At 38.8% G+C, this 15,151-nt stretch carries 13 protein-coding genes and 1 pseudogene; 2 read left to right on the top strand and 12 right to left on the bottom strand.

Features of this window, described 5'->3' with window-relative positions:
• Nucleotides 1-27: 27 nt before the first annotated feature.
• The gene (locus CSW98_RS17895; RefSeq protein WP_443083662.1) at nucleotides 28-489 is read right to left on the bottom strand and encodes a GNVR domain-containing protein; all 462 of its coding nucleotides are present in this window, start codon (nucleotides 487-489) and stop codon (nucleotides 28-30) included.
• A 96-nt stretch (nucleotides 490-585) separates the two neighbouring features.
• Nucleotides 586-786, bottom strand: a pseudogene (locus CSW98_RS17890) (Wzz/FepE/Etk N-terminal domain-containing protein); the annotation flags it as partial.
• Nucleotides 787-977: 191 nt separating this feature from the next.
• Here CSW98_RS17890 and wecA point away from each other — a divergent pair.
• Both wecA and CSW98_RS08845 read left to right on the top strand, forming a co-directional pair.
• Nucleotides 978-2,033 carry a UDP-N-acetylglucosamine--undecaprenyl-phosphate N-acetylglucosaminephosphotransferase gene (gene wecA / locus CSW98_RS08850; protein ID WP_100800128.1) on the top strand — a complete coding sequence of 352 codons (1,056 nt, stop codon included), beginning with the start codon at nucleotides 978-980 and terminating at the stop codon, nucleotides 2,031-2,033.
• 329 nt (nucleotides 2,034-2,362) lie between these two features.
• Nucleotides 2,363-3,897 (top strand): IS3 family transposase gene (locus CSW98_RS08845; RefSeq protein ID WP_443083659.1). Its coding sequence is split into 2 segments (ribosomal slippage): nucleotides 2,363-2,816 and nucleotides 2,816-3,897, totalling 1,536 coding nucleotides; the frame shifts between segments, so codons are not numbered across the junction.
• Between the two features lie 593 nt (nucleotides 3,898-4,490).
• On the opposite strand, the gene CSW98_RS08840 is transcribed toward CSW98_RS08845, so the two are convergent.
• From CSW98_RS08840 to CSW98_RS08795, 10 genes are all read right to left on the bottom strand, one after another.
• The gene (locus tag CSW98_RS08840) at nucleotides 4,491-5,927 is read right to left on the bottom strand and encodes a phosphomannomutase (RefSeq protein WP_100800126.1); all 1,437 of its coding nucleotides are present in this window, start codon (nucleotides 5,925-5,927) and stop codon (nucleotides 4,491-4,493) included.
• Nucleotides 5,928-5,942: 15 nt separating this feature from the next.
• Nucleotides 5,943-7,358 (bottom strand): mannose-1-phosphate guanylyltransferase/mannose-6-phosphate isomerase, encoded by a 1,416-nt coding sequence (locus CSW98_RS08835; protein WP_100800125.1) that lies wholly within the window; start codon nucleotides 7,356-7,358, stop codon nucleotides 5,943-5,945.
• Nucleotides 7,359-7,375: 17 nt separating this feature from the next.
• Nucleotides 7,376-8,152 (bottom strand): glycosyltransferase family 2 protein, encoded by a 777-nt coding sequence (locus tag CSW98_RS08830; RefSeq protein WP_100800124.1) that lies wholly within the window; start codon nucleotides 8,150-8,152, stop codon nucleotides 7,376-7,378.
• On the bottom strand, nucleotides 8,142-9,077 hold the full coding sequence (locus CSW98_RS08825) for a GDP-mannose 4,6-dehydratase (protein ID WP_100800123.1): 936 nt from the start codon (nucleotides 9,075-9,077) through the stop codon (nucleotides 8,142-8,144). The genes CSW98_RS08830 and CSW98_RS08825 overlap by 11 nt, the downstream gene beginning before the upstream one ends.
• Before the next feature lie 105 nt (nucleotides 9,078-9,182).
• Entirely contained in the window at nucleotides 9,183-10,289 is a 1,107-nt protein-coding gene (locus CSW98_RS08820; RefSeq protein WP_100800122.1) for a glycosyltransferase, read from the bottom strand.
• A gap of 12 nt (nucleotides 10,290-10,301) precedes the next feature.
• A complete protein-coding gene (locus CSW98_RS08815) occupies nucleotides 10,302-11,243 on the bottom strand; it encodes a GDP-L-fucose synthase family protein (protein ID WP_100800121.1) in 942 nt (313 codons plus the stop codon).
• 14 nt (nucleotides 11,244-11,257) lie between these two features.
• A complete protein-coding gene (gmd, locus tag CSW98_RS08810) occupies nucleotides 11,258-12,364 on the bottom strand; it encodes a GDP-mannose 4,6-dehydratase (RefSeq protein ID WP_100800120.1) in 1,107 nt (368 codons plus the stop codon).
• A 1-nt stretch (nucleotide 12,365) separates the two neighbouring features.
• Nucleotides 12,366-13,589 carry a hypothetical protein gene (locus CSW98_RS08805; protein WP_100800119.1) on the bottom strand — a complete coding sequence of 408 codons (1,224 nt, stop codon included), beginning with the start codon at nucleotides 13,587-13,589 and terminating at the stop codon, nucleotides 12,366-12,368.
• Nucleotides 13,567-14,751: a glycosyltransferase family 4 protein gene (locus CSW98_RS08800; protein ID WP_157810371.1), complete on the bottom strand. Its 1,185-nt coding sequence runs from the start codon at nucleotides 14,749-14,751 to the stop codon at nucleotides 13,567-13,569. Before CSW98_RS08800 ends, CSW98_RS08805 begins: the two co-directional genes overlap by 23 nt.
• Nucleotides 14,730-15,104, bottom strand: coding sequence for an acyltransferase (locus CSW98_RS08795; RefSeq protein WP_157810370.1), 375 nt, complete (start codon nucleotides 15,102-15,104; stop codon nucleotides 14,730-14,732). The genes CSW98_RS08800 and CSW98_RS08795 overlap by 22 nt, the downstream gene beginning before the upstream one ends.
• Nucleotides 15,105-15,151 lie beyond the last annotated feature (47 nt).

Here is a 15,151-nt window from a genome sequence, read left to right as displayed (position 1 = left end):
TTAGTGACTTTAGATCCCCACCAGCTACTACTCTTCCCGGCGAAACGCAAAGCGAATCAGCACCATCGCCACACCGAGCATACCGCCCAGCAATGTGCCTAACACACAGATCAGAGCACGCTTAGGTTTAATATGCGACGTCGGTTTAACCGGAGGACTTACCACCTGAATCAGTTCAGAACTCGGATTCTCCAGAACCGCTTTTTTATAAAGCTGCTGAGCATAAATTTCCGCAACCGATTCCTGCACCTTCCCCGACACATGAGCATTTTCCAGCGAAGCCGCTGAATCCACCGCCGACGAAACGCCAGCCAGCATAACCTGTTTAAGAATGGCGTTCAGATTCTGATAAACCAGCTCGACACTCTGAAATGCCTCATCCGGAGAAGCGGATGTTTTAGACACCGTAATTAACTGCTCCCACTTATCAAAAGCGATACTAATCCCACGTAATAATGACTCATCAGCGTCAACCTGAGATGCAATCACCCCTTTAATCAGTTTCCCGGTCAGGATCTTAGGTGATAAAACCGGTTTTTCAGACTCTTCAAGGCCATAAATATTATTGTTAAGCACAAAAGAGGCCTGAGCTTGATAGATATTCGGCTGGCTAAACGCAAACACCGCCGCTCCAATAGCAAATAACGCAGTTGTAATCAAGACAACCCACTTGCCTTGCCATAACGCTTTAAACAGATCACGAAGATCTATCTCGCCACCACGATAAAAATCAGGTACCTGCTGAGCAGGAAAATAGTTTGTTTTTTGAGGGGGTTGTTCTGACACGACGCAATGGATCCTTTGTTACAGTCAACATACTGACATATTTATAAAAATGATTGCTCAAAGAAGAAGCAACCCGTGACAACGATCTTAAAAAGACCGAAATTTACCCGATAATAAGTCTTTGCTAGCTTTATACTAAAACTAATTTGTTTTAAAATCACCTTATCACTATAACAACAGGCATAGAACTTGTGTTTACTACCATTGTCAATTTGGCTTTTTTGTTTTTCTTCTCTTTGACTAGCTTATTTTTCTTGCGTAAATTGGCTCAACGAATTGACTTAGTTGACAGACCAAATGCTCGAAAATTACACAATGGTGCAATACCATTAGTTGGTGGTATCTCTATCTGTCTGTCGTTACTTTACTTCTTATTTAATAACCCAACAATCATTCCCAATACACCCATCTATATCGCTTGTATTGTTATATTGGTGATCGTCGGCGCATTGGATGACAAATTTGATATCAGTTTTAAAATTCGTTTTATCGTCCAAGCCGGACTTTCTATCATAATGATGAAAATAGGAAATATTGAACTTCATACCATAGGAAATATTGTTGGTTCAGGAGAAATAACCCTAGGTTGGTTTGGCTACGTCATTACAATATTGGCAGTTATGGGGGCTATTAATGCATTTAACATGGTAGATGGTATAGATGGTCTTTTAGGTGGACTTTCTATTGTAACATTTGTTGGACTAGGGGTTCTGCTTACTCATGATGGACAACTAAATATTGCATATGTCTGTCTGGTCATGGTCGTCATTACCCTTCCTTACATCCTGTTAAATTTAGGGATATTAGGCAAAAAACATAAAGTATTCATGGGTGATGCCGGTAGCATGCTAATCGGCTTTACTGTAATTTGGCTCTTATTACTTTCTAGCCAAAATGGTAAAACTCCCCCCCTCCGCCCTGTTACAGCACTATGGCTGATTGCTGTACCACTGATGGATATGGCCGCGATTATGATTCGCCGTATACGCCGTGGTGATTCTCCATTTAAACCAGATCGAGAACATCTACACCATATATTTCAAAGATTAGGATTAAGCTCATACCTAACACTAATAGCAATTATATTGATTGCAGCATTATTTGCAGCATTGGGTATACTAGGCGAAATATACAATATTAGTGAAAGCATTATGTTTTATAGCTTTATACTATGTTTTATTATTTACACACTATCACTGAATTATATTTGGCGCATCACAAGTATATTGAGGAAATTAACCAAATAGCCATTATTTTTAATGTATTGTATTTTTTTAAATCATTAGCATTTTATCAGCGGCTAGTTCCCTGATAAACATTTTAGATTGTTTTATTCCTGACATTTTAATATATTTATATATTAGGGCAAGATTACGAAGCCCCTTGCCCTGCCTCAGTGACTGTTGCACCAATGTTTTCCAGTGATAAAGCACCGATTAGGTTCAGGAGTATGCGGCTACCAGTTATTTAGATAAGCTTATCGTGAGTGAATAGTTACCTTTCTAACAAGCCCCCTCTGGCAGGATAGTTGTCACTGTTAAAATTTAACCAGTTAGGGGCGGTAACAGAGTAAGTCATGTCTCGTTATCCGCAGGAAAGAAAAGAAGCAATATTGAAAAAGCTATTACCTCCATACTCTCGTTCAGTGGCGGAAGTAGCAAAAGAAGAAGGCATCAGTGAAGCAACCCTGTACAATTGGCGTAACGCATTAAGACAGTCAGGAGCCGTTGTGCCAGATAGTAATACTTCCTACGATCAGTGGTCAGCCCAAACTAAGTTAGCAGTGGTTGCTGAAACCTTTTCCATGACAGAGCATGAGTTAAGTCAGTATTGTCGTGAAAAGGGGCTTTACCCTGAGCAGATCAAAGAGTGGCGCAGCGAATGTATGCACGGCTTCATGACTCAAAAAGAACGAGAAGCGGAAGCCAAGAAACAGGCAAAAGCGGACAAACATGAAATAAAAGAGTTGAAGAAAGAACTCCGTTACAAAGAAAAAGCGCTGGCAGAAACCACCGCGCTTCTGGTGCTGAGAAAAAAGCTCAGAGCCTTTTACGGGGAAGAACCCGAGGACGATTAACCTCAACCGATGAAAGGCAAAGTTTGATTGCACTCATCCATGAGGCTCGACAAAATGGCTGTCGATTGGAGAATGCCTGTCATGAAGCTGAGATCGATTTACGGACTTACCGTCGCTGGTATCAGAGCGGTGAAATACAGGAAGATCAAAGGCCGATAGCGACACGACCAGAGCCAGTAAACAAGCTCTCGAAGCAAGAAAGGCAGTTGATTGTTGAAGTCAGTAACGCACCTGAATACGCGAGTTTACCACCGAGTCAAATCGTCCCAACCTTGCTGGATAAAGGTGAATATATTGCATCGGAATCGAGCTTTTATCGGGTTTTGAAAGCAGAAGGTCAGCTCAGTCGTCGAGGTCGCCAACGTAGTCGGAAAAAGTCATCGAGACCAACAAGTTACACCGCTACAGGGCCGAATCAGGTTTTCACTTGGGATATTACGTATATGCCGTCTGGGGTTTGTGGTCAGCATTATTATCTCTACATGATCGAAGATATTTATAGCCGAAAAATCGTTGGGTATGACGTCTATGACCGAGAGTGCGGAAAGTTGGCAGCTCAGTTACTGCAACGAACCTTGATGCGAGAGCAATGCTTCAATCAGTCTCTGGTTCTGCATTCAGATAATGGCGCTCCAATGAAATCATTGACGTTCAAACCCAAGATGGAAGAACTGGGTATTATCTCGTCCTACAGTCGCCCACGAGTCAGCGATGACAATCCGTATGTGGAATCCTTATTCCGCACATTGAAATATGTGCCGAATTGGCCATCGAAAGGATTTAGTGGCCTAGACGTATGTCGAGCTTGGGTGGCTGAATTCGTTGTCTGGTATAACACCGAACACAAACATAGTTGCTTAAACTTTGTCACACCATCAGAGCGCCATAGTGGAAAAGACAAGCAAATCTTGGAACATCGGACAAAGGTGTTGATGGAACATCGCCAGAAAAAACCAGAACGCTGGTCAGGGAAAATCAGGAACTGTGAGCCGATCGGAGAGGTTCATCTGAACCCAGAAAAAGAAGCTGCTTGATAATTAAGCAAGTCGTGACAACTAGCTTGAAAAACGCCGCAAGCGCTATTCGCAGATATGACAAAATCACAGATGCATTCCCAATCAACCAAGACAGAAGATACAGTGCGAATGGATAACAGAATAATATCTGCCAACGTATGTTTGACCTTCGATTTTTTGGCGGTAACTTTGAATGATGTTAAAAAACATAACTGAATGTTCTTTCGGCTACAGCGACTTCTGGCAGTAGCCGTTACACTGCTCTACAACGCGCTCCTTACCCAGTTTAAGTTGTTTTGATATCAACGAGGTTTGAATTCTGTTCAAACTAAAAACACTCCCGATTTTGCCATACAGATCAATGCCACTAGTGATTTCCCCCTATTTCATTCGCTGGCTCACCAATCAGACACTAGCTTGATGAACGACTAGCTAGCCATACCCTGCCAGCATGGAACTAAGACGATTTTCCTGAGACACAAAACTAAATATTCGCCCTTCCGGACATACCCCAAAAAGTGAGACAGTACGGATGTTTTCTTTATTTTCAGGCAGTAACAGTGGCAGCTTTCGCCGCCCAATAGGTCACACTATTGGGCTCGCCATCAACATTAGAGAAGCGATAACTCCAACTGCTGAATTCGCGTTAATACCGTTACCACCAACTGTTTGGCTTTGTCTACAGAATCCGATTCCGCATAGCAACGCAGCTCTGGGGCATTACCTGACGGTCTTAGGTGAATAATATCACCATTGTCTAGCGTCATACGCAAGCCATCAGTGGTATCAACCGTAGTCACCTCAACATCATAACCCAATAGTTCAAGTAGCTGACTTTCTTTACCTTCAGCTTTAGCCAAAATTTCACGACTCTTTTCTGTAGCAAAATTCTGCACGCGATCACTGTCGGTAAAGCGTGTAGAAACTTCACTCACTAGTGGTGCAATCCCATCCAATAAGCCCGCGAACAACACCATCAGCGCAGGTAACACGGCATCACGAGTCGGCAAAGATTTTAACATCTTACCATTAACCAAAACATCGCTTCCCAACAAAAAACCACCATTAGCTTCAAAACCTGCGATTGACTGGTAGGTTTTCGCCAATTGCTCAAACTCAGCAATCACATACGGAGAACCAATTCTAGTCAGGGAAACATGAGAAAAATCCGGAGAAACTTTAATTGCGGTATTACTACTTACCGGAATCGCCAGTGCTTCAATATCCATCGCTTTAGCACACAAAAGTCCAAGAATATCACCACGCAGCCACTCACCATTTTCATCCGCAACGAGTGGACGGTCACCATCACCATCGGTTGAGAAAATGAAATCTAAATCGTGTTCTAGTGACCAGATTTTAGCCTTAGCTTTATCACCGTCAGATACCGCTTCGGTATCAATCGGAACAAACTCATCGCTGCGCTCGATCGCGATAACTTCCGCACCCAGCGCACCAAAAATATCGGGATAGAGATCGCGTCCAGCACTGGAGTGCTCATAAATACCAATACGCTTACCCGTCAAAGTTTTTGCATCAAACAAGCTGACATAGCGTTCAATATATTGCTGTGCGGCTTTATTATCTGCTTCCAATTCGGGCAAGTTGGTCACAGACGTAAACTCAACATCGGCACTTAAAATAGCCAGTTCATCGGCTTTAGTAATTTCGCTATCGGGGCGATAGAATTTTAAACCATTACGATCAAACGGAATGTGGCTGCCAGTAACCATGATGCAAGGAATATTGTCTTGCATTGCAGTATACGCCAGTGCGGGTGTTGGGATCACACCGTAATAAATCGGCGTTAATCCGCGATCTTTCACTGCCTGAATGCACGCCTGAGCCATCGCCAGACTGCTTGGTCGGTTATCAATCGCAATCGCCACTTGCTTGAAGTCAAAATCAGCAGTAATGCTGCTGATAAATGCATGCACAAAGGCTGCACAAACATTCGAAGTAAATTGCGTAACCAATCCACGCGCTCCACTGGTGCCAAACTGGATACCGGAGGTTTGAATTTCTTGATTAGTATTAAGTAACATCATAACGCCTTAAATATTTTAATAACCTTCACCAATTTGGCCAATACGAATAACATCATCCTCTTCCAAATACCCCCCAGTTCTTACTTCGATGATCACTAAAGGTATTTTCCCTGGATTTTCGATAGCGTGTTGCTCTCCAATTCTAATATAGATAGATTCATCTTCAGAGACGATTTGTGAGCCTTCACCCCTATGAACTCTTGCAGTACCAGAAACAACTATCCAGTGTTCAGCCCGATGGTAATGGATTTGCATCGCAGTTTTTTCACCAGGCTTAACTGTCACTTTTTTCACATGATAACGAGAACCTTCGGCAACGTGGTCATGTTTACCCCAAGGCCGATAAATCTCTCGATGCTCCAAAAACTCACTTCGGTCGCAATATTTCAATTCACTAACCACATTTTTGACATCCTGGACGTTGTCTTTATGCGCAACCAATAGTGCATCTTTAGTATCAACAATCACTAAATCTTCCACCCCAACCGCCGCGACTAAACGCTCTGGAGCTGATATGTAGCAATTTTGGGAATTATCTGCAATCACATCACCTAGCAGTACATTACCGTCAGCATCTTTATCGCTAACTTCCCATAAAGAAGACCATGAGCCGACATCACTCCAGCCTGCATCCATCGGAACTACTATAGCATCGGAGGTGTTTTCCATCACTGCATAATCGATAGACTCATCAGGACAGTTTAAAAACACTGGCTTATCCACTCGAGTAAATTCTAAATCTCTCTTTGCCGCCTCTAGCGAGGCTTTACAAACCGTTAAAATATCAGGCCGAAGCTTAGCTAATTCATCGAGATAACGCGAAGCTTTAAACAAGAACATACCACTGTTCCAATAGTAAGCTTGGGTAGCAAGATAAGATTGAGCCGTAGCTAAATCTGGTTTTTCGACAAAGGCATCAACAATATAAGCTGATGCATCATCAGATGTCGTCACCTCACCCCGACGAATATAGCCATACCCGGTTTCTGGAGATAGTGGCACGATACCAAAGGTCACAAGCTTATCATTTTTGGCAAATGCACCCGCCAGTTCAACAGAGCGGGTAAAAGCGCCAACATCTTTAATCAAATGGTCAGCGGCTAACACTAGCAGCATAGGATCATTGCCTTCAGACATCGCTTTTAAGGCCGCTAGCGCAATCGCCGGAGCGGTATTACGTCCAACCGGTTCAAGAATAATTCCACTATGGCTAGTTTGTGATTGACGTAATTGTTCTGCCACTAAAAAGCGGTGCTCTTCATTACAAATAACACAAGGCGGCAGGTGTTCAATACCATCGAGTCTGGAGACGGTTTGCTGCAACATTGATATATCACCCGAAAGCGACAAGAACTGCTTAGGATAATGAGTACGTGAAAACGGCCACAATCGACTGCCTGAACCACCAGCCATAATAACGGGTAATAACATAATATTTCCTGCATAAATCATTTATTTTTTAAACTACGTCTCACTCGCATACAAATGCTATGCAAATTACTTACTTTGAAGTAGAGATCTGACAAGAAAACTAAAAAAGGGTTTCTAGTTTTTGTATTGAAATATTTATGACGGATACCCTGCATTTCCTGAACACTAATATTTCTGTAATTGCTGGTTAAGGAGCTATCGTGAATCCGGAAACTAGATAAACAACTTGAAGATCGACTAATTTCACTAGTTAAACACCTACAAAAAAAATCATAGTCTCCAGCCATTTTTAATTGTGGATCAAACCCTCCAACTTCGACAAACAACTCAGACTTCCAAAATGTACTGGGTTGACCAAACATGCTATAATTCACATTTTTGAAAAAGGTTCTAATTAATGGTGGGTAAATAACTCTTTGTTTATAGTCCTTACCAAAAATGTACATATTACCAAAAAGAAACTCTGTCTTAGGACTTTTCAAAAAACAATCACAAACACTTTCTAGAGTGTTGTTTTCATAAAGATCATCACTATTCAGATAACAATATATATCGCCACATGCCAAATCAAAACCTTTATTTAAAGCATCGTACATTCCCATATCTTGGGAGGATCGAACAAAAATATTAAGTTTATTCGAATATGAATCTACAATCGCTAATGTGTTATCTGTTGACAATCCATCCGAGATTATCACCTCGAAGTTTTTATATGTTTGATCGACCAAAGAATCAAGGGTTTCAGAAATAAACTCTTCACTATTATATGTTGGGATGACTATACTAAACTTCATTATCTAACACCAAGTTTTTAATTATATCTTTAAAGCTATATTTAGCTTCCCAATTAAGGTTGACAAGAGCTTTACTAGGGTTACCAACACTAATTTCTATATCATCCTTCCTCACAAAATCTAGATTCAGTTCATAGTAATCTCTAAGATCAAGGTCAAAATAATTAAAAATTCCTTGAGCTAGTTCAAACAAACTATGTCCTTCTCCAGAAGATATAATATAATCCTCCGGCGTCTCCTGATTTAACATCAGGTGCATAGGAACAACATAATCTTCCGCCCAACCCCAATCCCTGATTTTATTCAAACACCCTAGTTCTACATGTGAACTAATTCCTAACTTAATAGCTCTAGCTGAATTCACTAGCTTTTTACTAAAGAATGTTTCTGGTCTAATATTAGATTCATGATTAAACAAATAACCATTAACACAATATAGCTCGTAAACATTTCTGTATAACTTAACTAATTCTGATGTTGTTTTTTTGGCCACCCCATAAGGACTAACAGGATTCATTGGTGAGTCCTCTGTTGCTCCTTCGAGAGGAGTATTTCCGAAGACCTCACTAGAGCAAGCGTTATAAAGACGTATTTTTACGTTCTTATTTCTTATTCCATCGAGGATCATAGTTAAAGGTATTACAAAGCTAAAAATCGTTTGTGAAGGCTCATAAAATGAACGTCCTACGGAAGATTGACCGGCCAATACATAGACTTCGTCTATGTTTGTCCAATCCATAAACTCACAAAGTTGCGTCTCACTCCAGTAATCCCAGCATGACCATTTATCAACGTATGAATTATCACATTCACTATATCCCCTAGACACCCCGTGAACGAAATAACCTTTACTCTTCAATAGCTTGGATAAAAAAAAACCATCTTGTCCCGATGCACCAAAAATTACAGCGTATCTCCCCACCATCACACCACCCCCTTGTATGGTTTTCTTTCTATGCTTTCTGCATAGTGACAGGTGCTCTTTAGTTTAGTTTTAAGCACTCGTAAATCAATTACATATTACCAGAATTTAAGTTAATCCAAGCAATGAAAGAAATTCGTTTCTTTTCTTTTCATATGAAAAGCCACGTATAAAAACCTTACCACTACGACTCATTTCGTTGAGCTTTGATTTACTATTGACAAGAGTAGTAATTTTATCTACTAGGTCGTCAACATTTTTAGGTTCACTGATCAAAGCTGCTCCAGATGCAATAGCAACTTCACTAACTCCCGACTTCTTAATGTCAGTTGCAATTACTGGTAAACCATACGCATACGCTTCTATCTGAGCCATTCCATACATTTCCTGTTCAGATATCGATGGAAAGCAGAAGATGTGAGAGCTCTGAAGTTCAATATCTAACTCATCTATTGGTACGTTTTGTCTAATTTTAACTCTTTCTTCAAGACCATATTTTTTTACTCGATTACACAATTCTTGATATAACGGACCACTTCCAACCAGAGTTAAGTAAATATCATAGTCTTTAATGAGTAACTTTTTAACTGCTTCAATTAAATATACTTGACCTTTATAATCAACCAACCTACCTATATTTAACAATTTAATCCCGTCACTAAAATCAAAATATTTTTCTGATTCACTCAAAGACACATCATACAATTTTCGACTTACAGGATAACTGAACTTCCGGCATTTATCTGACAACGAATCGTAATTTGGCATATTCTTATAATGAGCAGATGTCGCACCAAATATATAATCAGCTCTTTTTAGTAATTTATTCTGAAAAAAATTAACCATGTATTCAAGAATTGGATATCCTTTTGACTCAGCATGCCAATAAATAATAATCTTTCCGTTATAGCCAGCTAACAACAGTGATATTATCGACCAAGGGTTAGGTACATGCAATATAATATAATCATATTCATTTACATGTTTAATTATACTAAATAACATAGAAAGACTAATTGGTGTTCTATGGACATGTATATAATTGAATCGATTTATTGACTCATCGACTTCCTCTTGTTTAGAATCACCATATACAAAAGTTGTAACTTCGATGTCTTTACTCGATAACACATGGTTCAAGTTATAAGTTACAGTCTCAATCCCCCCCCAATTAGGGGGGTAGTATTTACCTAATTGCAGTACTTTAATAGTCATTTATATACTACTTTATACGTTAGATTTAAAATATTCATAAGTTATTCTAAGCCCTTCACTTAATGATACCTCTGGCTTCCACCCTTTCCCTTTAAGCAAAGAGGAATCTAATAATTTCCTTGGAGTGCCATCAGGTTGAGTACTGTCGAACTCAATCTCACCTTCAAACCCTACTATTTCCTTAATTATATTAGCAACATTTTTTATACTAATATCTTCGCCATAGCCTACATTTATATGCGATTGCATATCATCAAGCCTATCATAATACTTATCTTTAGGCAGGCCTAACAAGTGAACGCACGCAGACGCCATATCATCAACAAAAAGAAACTCTCGCTTTGGTGTGCCAGAACCCCAAACCTTTACAGATGGTAGATTTTCAAGCTTAGCCTCATGAAAGCGACGAATTAGAGCCGGAACCACATGGCTATTCTCGGGGTGAAAGTTATCATTCGGGCCATAAAGATTTGTCGGCATCACACTTCGATAATCCCGACCATACTGGCGGTTATAACTTTCGCACATTTTTATTCCGGCGATTTTTGCTATTGCATATGGCTCATTTGTAGGTTCAAGAGGCCCAGAGAGGAGGGATTCTTCTCTAATGGGCTGCTGGGCCATTTTAGGGTAAATACAAGAAGACCCTAAGAAGAGAACTCTATCAATATCAGCTAGATGTGAGCCATGAATTAAGTTATTTTGAATTTGAAGGTTATTATAAATAAATTCTCCAGGAAAGTGGCTATTTGCATAAATACCACCGACCTTTGCCGCAGCAATAATAACAACATCGGGTTTTTCTTCAGTTAAAAAGTCAAAAACGTCACTTTGCCTTAAAAGGTCTAATTCCGTTTTGTCTCGAACTAATAGTTCGAATTGGCGTTGTCTACTCAAAATACGGCAAATGGCACTACCAACCATACCATTATGTCCTGCAACGAAAACCTTCATTGGATAACACTCCACTAAATTTCTAAGGATACAGGTAGATCGAGTCCGTTGGTTTTAAGTACTAGAGACCTTTTTGCGTTTTTCAAATCTTCGGCAACCATCTCTGAGCACATTTTTTCAACTGTAATTTCAGGTATCCAACCTAAATTTTTCTTAGCTTTGGTTGGATCTCCCAATAATGTATCCACTTCAGCTGGGCGGAAAAACTTCTCGTTGACTTTAACGATCACATCACCAACTTTAACCTCTGGAGAGATTGAGTGATCAACTGACCTCACTAATCCGACCTCTTCTACGCCTGATCCTTGGAATTCTAGATCAATACCCAACTCTTTCGCAGACATTTTTACGAACTCTCTCACTGATATCTGGTAACCTGTAGCAATAACGTAATCCTCTGGTTTATCTTGTTGCAACATTAGCCATTGCATACGCACATAATCTTTAGCATGCCCCCAATCCCTAAGCGAATCTAAATTCCCTAACTCTAATGTATTCTCCAGCCCTTGGGATATATTCGCTAAGGTTCTAGTTATTTTACGCGTAACAAAAGTCTCACCTCGTCTTGGTGACTCATGGTTAAATAAGATACCGTTACAACCATAAATACCGTATGATTCTCGATAGTTGACCGTTATCCAGTAAGCATACATTTTTGCTACGGCATAAGGTGAACGAGGATAGAAAGGAGTAGTTTCCCGCTGAGGCACTTCTTGAACTAATCCGTATAATTCTGAAGTTGAAGCTTGATAATATTTACTTTTCTTCTCCAATCCATTGATACGAATGGCCTCTAGCAACCTCAATGTTCCAATAGCATCAACATCAGCTGTATACTCTGGAGATTCAAAAGAAACCGCAACATGTGACATAGCACCAAGATTATAAATCTCGTCAGGTTGAATCTTACCGATTAACTGAATCAAATTTGCCGAATCAGTAAGATCCCCATAATGCAGATGGAGGTTGTCTGTATTTTGCTTTATCAAATCAATTCTACTGGTATTTAGTGAAGACGAGCGACGAACCAAGCCATGAACCTCGTATCCCTTTTCAATCAAAAACTCAGCTAAGTAAGAGCCATCCTGACCGGTAATGCCTGTTATAAAGGACTTCTTCATATTATGTTACCCTTTTGACTTTTCTACTAAAAAACATCCAACATATACACATTATAAAAGGAAAGTTAAAATATCCCATTCCTCTAATAAATAACAATACTAAAATAGAAGTACAACACACAAATCCAAAAGAAACAGTGTTATCATATATTAATTCTGTAAAGGTAATTTTGCTCAAAAAATTCCTAACCTTTAAGAGAAAAAATGCAACTATAATAAAACCTAAAATACCAAACTCAGAGATAATCTTTGAAGACACAAAGGAGCCATCACTAACATTAAGTGGCATGCCTAAAAATCGCACGATATCTTTTGTATAAGAACCATATTCAGAAAACGCTCCACACCCCATTCTGTTAATACCCACACCAAGCCCATTTGTGTTGACCAAGTAGTCATAAAGCATACTCCACCCATTCAACCAAACGATAGAACTTAAGGCTGAATCTTGAATATTACTACCTGCTTCAATTATTCCGGTAACGCGTGCGATTGTGTCCTGCATGCCTAACGCAAATGCCATAAAAACAACTATAAGAGTAACTAATGGAAGACTAAAAGATAGTAAAAAAAATCCAAATCTAACATACATTAACAAGTTAGCAGCTATAAAACAAAAAACAAATGCGGTTGAGCTAAATCCAAATCCCATTATTATTGTAAAGCTGACTATTGAATAGAGCCTTTTTCCCACGAAAAATAGATACAAGACGGAAGGTAAACTAAATATTGCCAAATGAGAGTATTCAGAGTATAAACCAATCTTACTCCGTGTTTTATAGGCCAATAAATCAATAATACTATAACCTAACAATGATAATATTAAAAAGAATACTGTTAGACCCACGATTAGATAGTGAAGAAGAGGATCGCTAAATGCGTAAAATACATCTTCTCTATCGTAGACAATAAAAACAACCAAAAGTAAAAACAGGGAAAAAGTATACTTAAAGTTAAAGTCGCAGGGGTTAAAAACGTAAGCAATAATAAAATGGCTTGATATCGTAAAAAAAACAATTAACAAACTGATATTAAGTCTTATATAAAGACCTTTAAAAACTAAAAGTAAAGACAAGATTACTAAAGATGAGGCCATTGGATATATATTAAATCCTACAATCTTTTCTATTATTTGTGAACAAATCGCTAACGATAATAAAATAGTTAGTAATGTAGGTGACGTTTTGGGTCTTGGCCCCTTTCTATATATATCTAGCATATTCATTAATACTTTTCTCAGCTCTAACTTTATAATTCACTAGCGTATTCATAGACGTTTTTGAACAAAGAAGCCAAAATGTCTTGTCATCAAGACTACTTACAAGTACTGGTAACTGCTCAAAAGTTTCAGGCTCAATAAATAAGTCATACTCCTCTGGGAAGTAGTCTGCTACCCCACACCTTCTTGATACAATAGCTGGTGTTCCATGTGCGGCAGCTTCTAATGGAACCAAGCCAAAAGACTCATACCATACCGAAGGCATAATAACTGCCCTTGCCTTTTTAATGTGTTCTCTAACCGTATCCTTATCACACCAACCAATAAACTCGATAAACTCTGATTTAGGCAGTTTCTTTCCCCTAATATCACCAACTACTTTCAAAGGTATTTGATACCTCAAACAAGCTTCTATAAGAGCATCATAACCTTTTTCATCATCAAGCCTGCCAATATACAGCAATCCAGATCTGGATTCAAAAGAACTTATTTTTTCATCTATAGGTAAAGATATCTGATTAAGTACAATACGTGAACAATAGCCAAAAGATCGCAACTTGTTTTTTGACACTATTGAAATAGATAAAAACTTAGGCATACGAAAAAAAAATATAATTTTCTCGATACTAAACTTGATCCTTCTAAGGATTCCCTCAAGCCAACTTCTCTTATCGCATCCAGTTAGATAACACTGAAGTCCTCCACCTTTGATTTTACATGGTTTGTGTATTTTAAAATTATAATGAGCACCATTTGGGCAAATGGTAAAGTAGTCATGTGCAGTAAGGAAAACCTTTCTATCGGAAAATCTAGGAATGGAAAGAAATATACTAGACGTAAACTCATTAACGTATGTGTGTATATGGATTATCGAGTCTAATGGATAGCTAGCTAACACCTGTTTTAATAATACAAAAGCTTTAAAGTTAAAGATATAGTTCAAAGCTCTAATAACTTTCCATTTAGAACCAACAGAAAGACAAATTAACGTTACGTTATTACTAGCAAAATATTTTCTAGTTTTCTCATCAATTTTTGCACATATAAATGTAACTTTAAATTTTCCTGAATTAGCTATGCTAATTGCAGAGTCTACAGCGACTCGCGCAGCTCCACCATTAACAAAGCCATAATCTGATATTATAATTATTTCTTTCTTTTTATGCATGTTCCTGGTTTCACAATACTGTTTTCTTCTACTACAACCCCTCGCAGGATTGTTGCATTCGCGCAGAGCCATGAATTAGATCCAATAACTATTTCACTACAACGTTTTCTCAAAAAGTCTATCGTGATGCCGGTTTTATTTGAAACATAATAGTCATTATCTGTAATTGTACAGAAATGAGAAACTCTAACCCTTTCATTAATAGTTATACCTTTTTGACAATATATAATATTGTAAGGTCCAATCCATACATTATCTTTTATACATAGTCTTGCACCTTTATATACATGGATAACACTTCCTGACGTTATGCGAGAATTCCTACCAATTGAGAATTCTGCACCAGGTTCCACTCTAAGCTCCGAAAATAAAGAAATCCAAGAACCATACTTAATAAATG

Origin of the sequence: Vibrio sp. HA2012, from assembly GCF_002812955.1 — a bacterium.
Lineage (GTDB): Bacteria > Pseudomonadota > Gammaproteobacteria > Enterobacterales > Vibrionaceae > Vibrio.
This window is presented reverse-complemented; position numbering and strand designations above follow the sequence as displayed.

Coding starts and splice junctions, on each gene's coding strand:
- CSW98_RS08815 (WP_100800121.1), bottom strand. CDS start 11,243: ATGAAGGTTTTCGTTGCAGGACATAATGGTATGGTTGGTAGTGCCATT.
- CSW98_RS08830 (WP_100800124.1), bottom strand. CDS start 8,152: ATGAAGTTTAGTATAGTCATCCCAACATATAATAGTGAAGAGTTTATT.
- CSW98_RS08840 (WP_100800126.1), bottom strand. CDS start 5,927: ATGATGTTACTTAATACTAATCAAGAAATTCAAACCTCCGGTATCCAG.
- gmd (WP_100800120.1), bottom strand. CDS start 12,364: ATGAAGAAGTCCTTTATAACAGGCATTACCGGTCAGGATGGCTCTTAC.
- CSW98_RS08820 (WP_100800122.1), bottom strand. CDS start 10,289: ATGACTATTAAAGTACTGCAATTAGGTAAATACTACCCCCCTAATTGG.
- CSW98_RS08800 (WP_157810371.1), bottom strand. CDS start 14,751: ATGCATAAAAAGAAAGAAATAATTATAATATCAGATTATGGCTTTGTT.
- CSW98_RS08835 (WP_100800125.1), bottom strand. CDS start 7,358: ATGTTATTACCCGTTATTATGGCTGGTGGTTCAGGCAGTCGATTGTGG.
- CSW98_RS08825 (WP_100800123.1), bottom strand. CDS start 9,077: ATGGTGGGGAGATACGCTGTAATTTTTGGTGCATCGGGACAAGATGGT.
- CSW98_RS08805 (WP_100800119.1), bottom strand. CDS start 13,589: ATGAATATGCTAGATATATATAGAAAGGGGCCAAGACCCAAAACGTCA.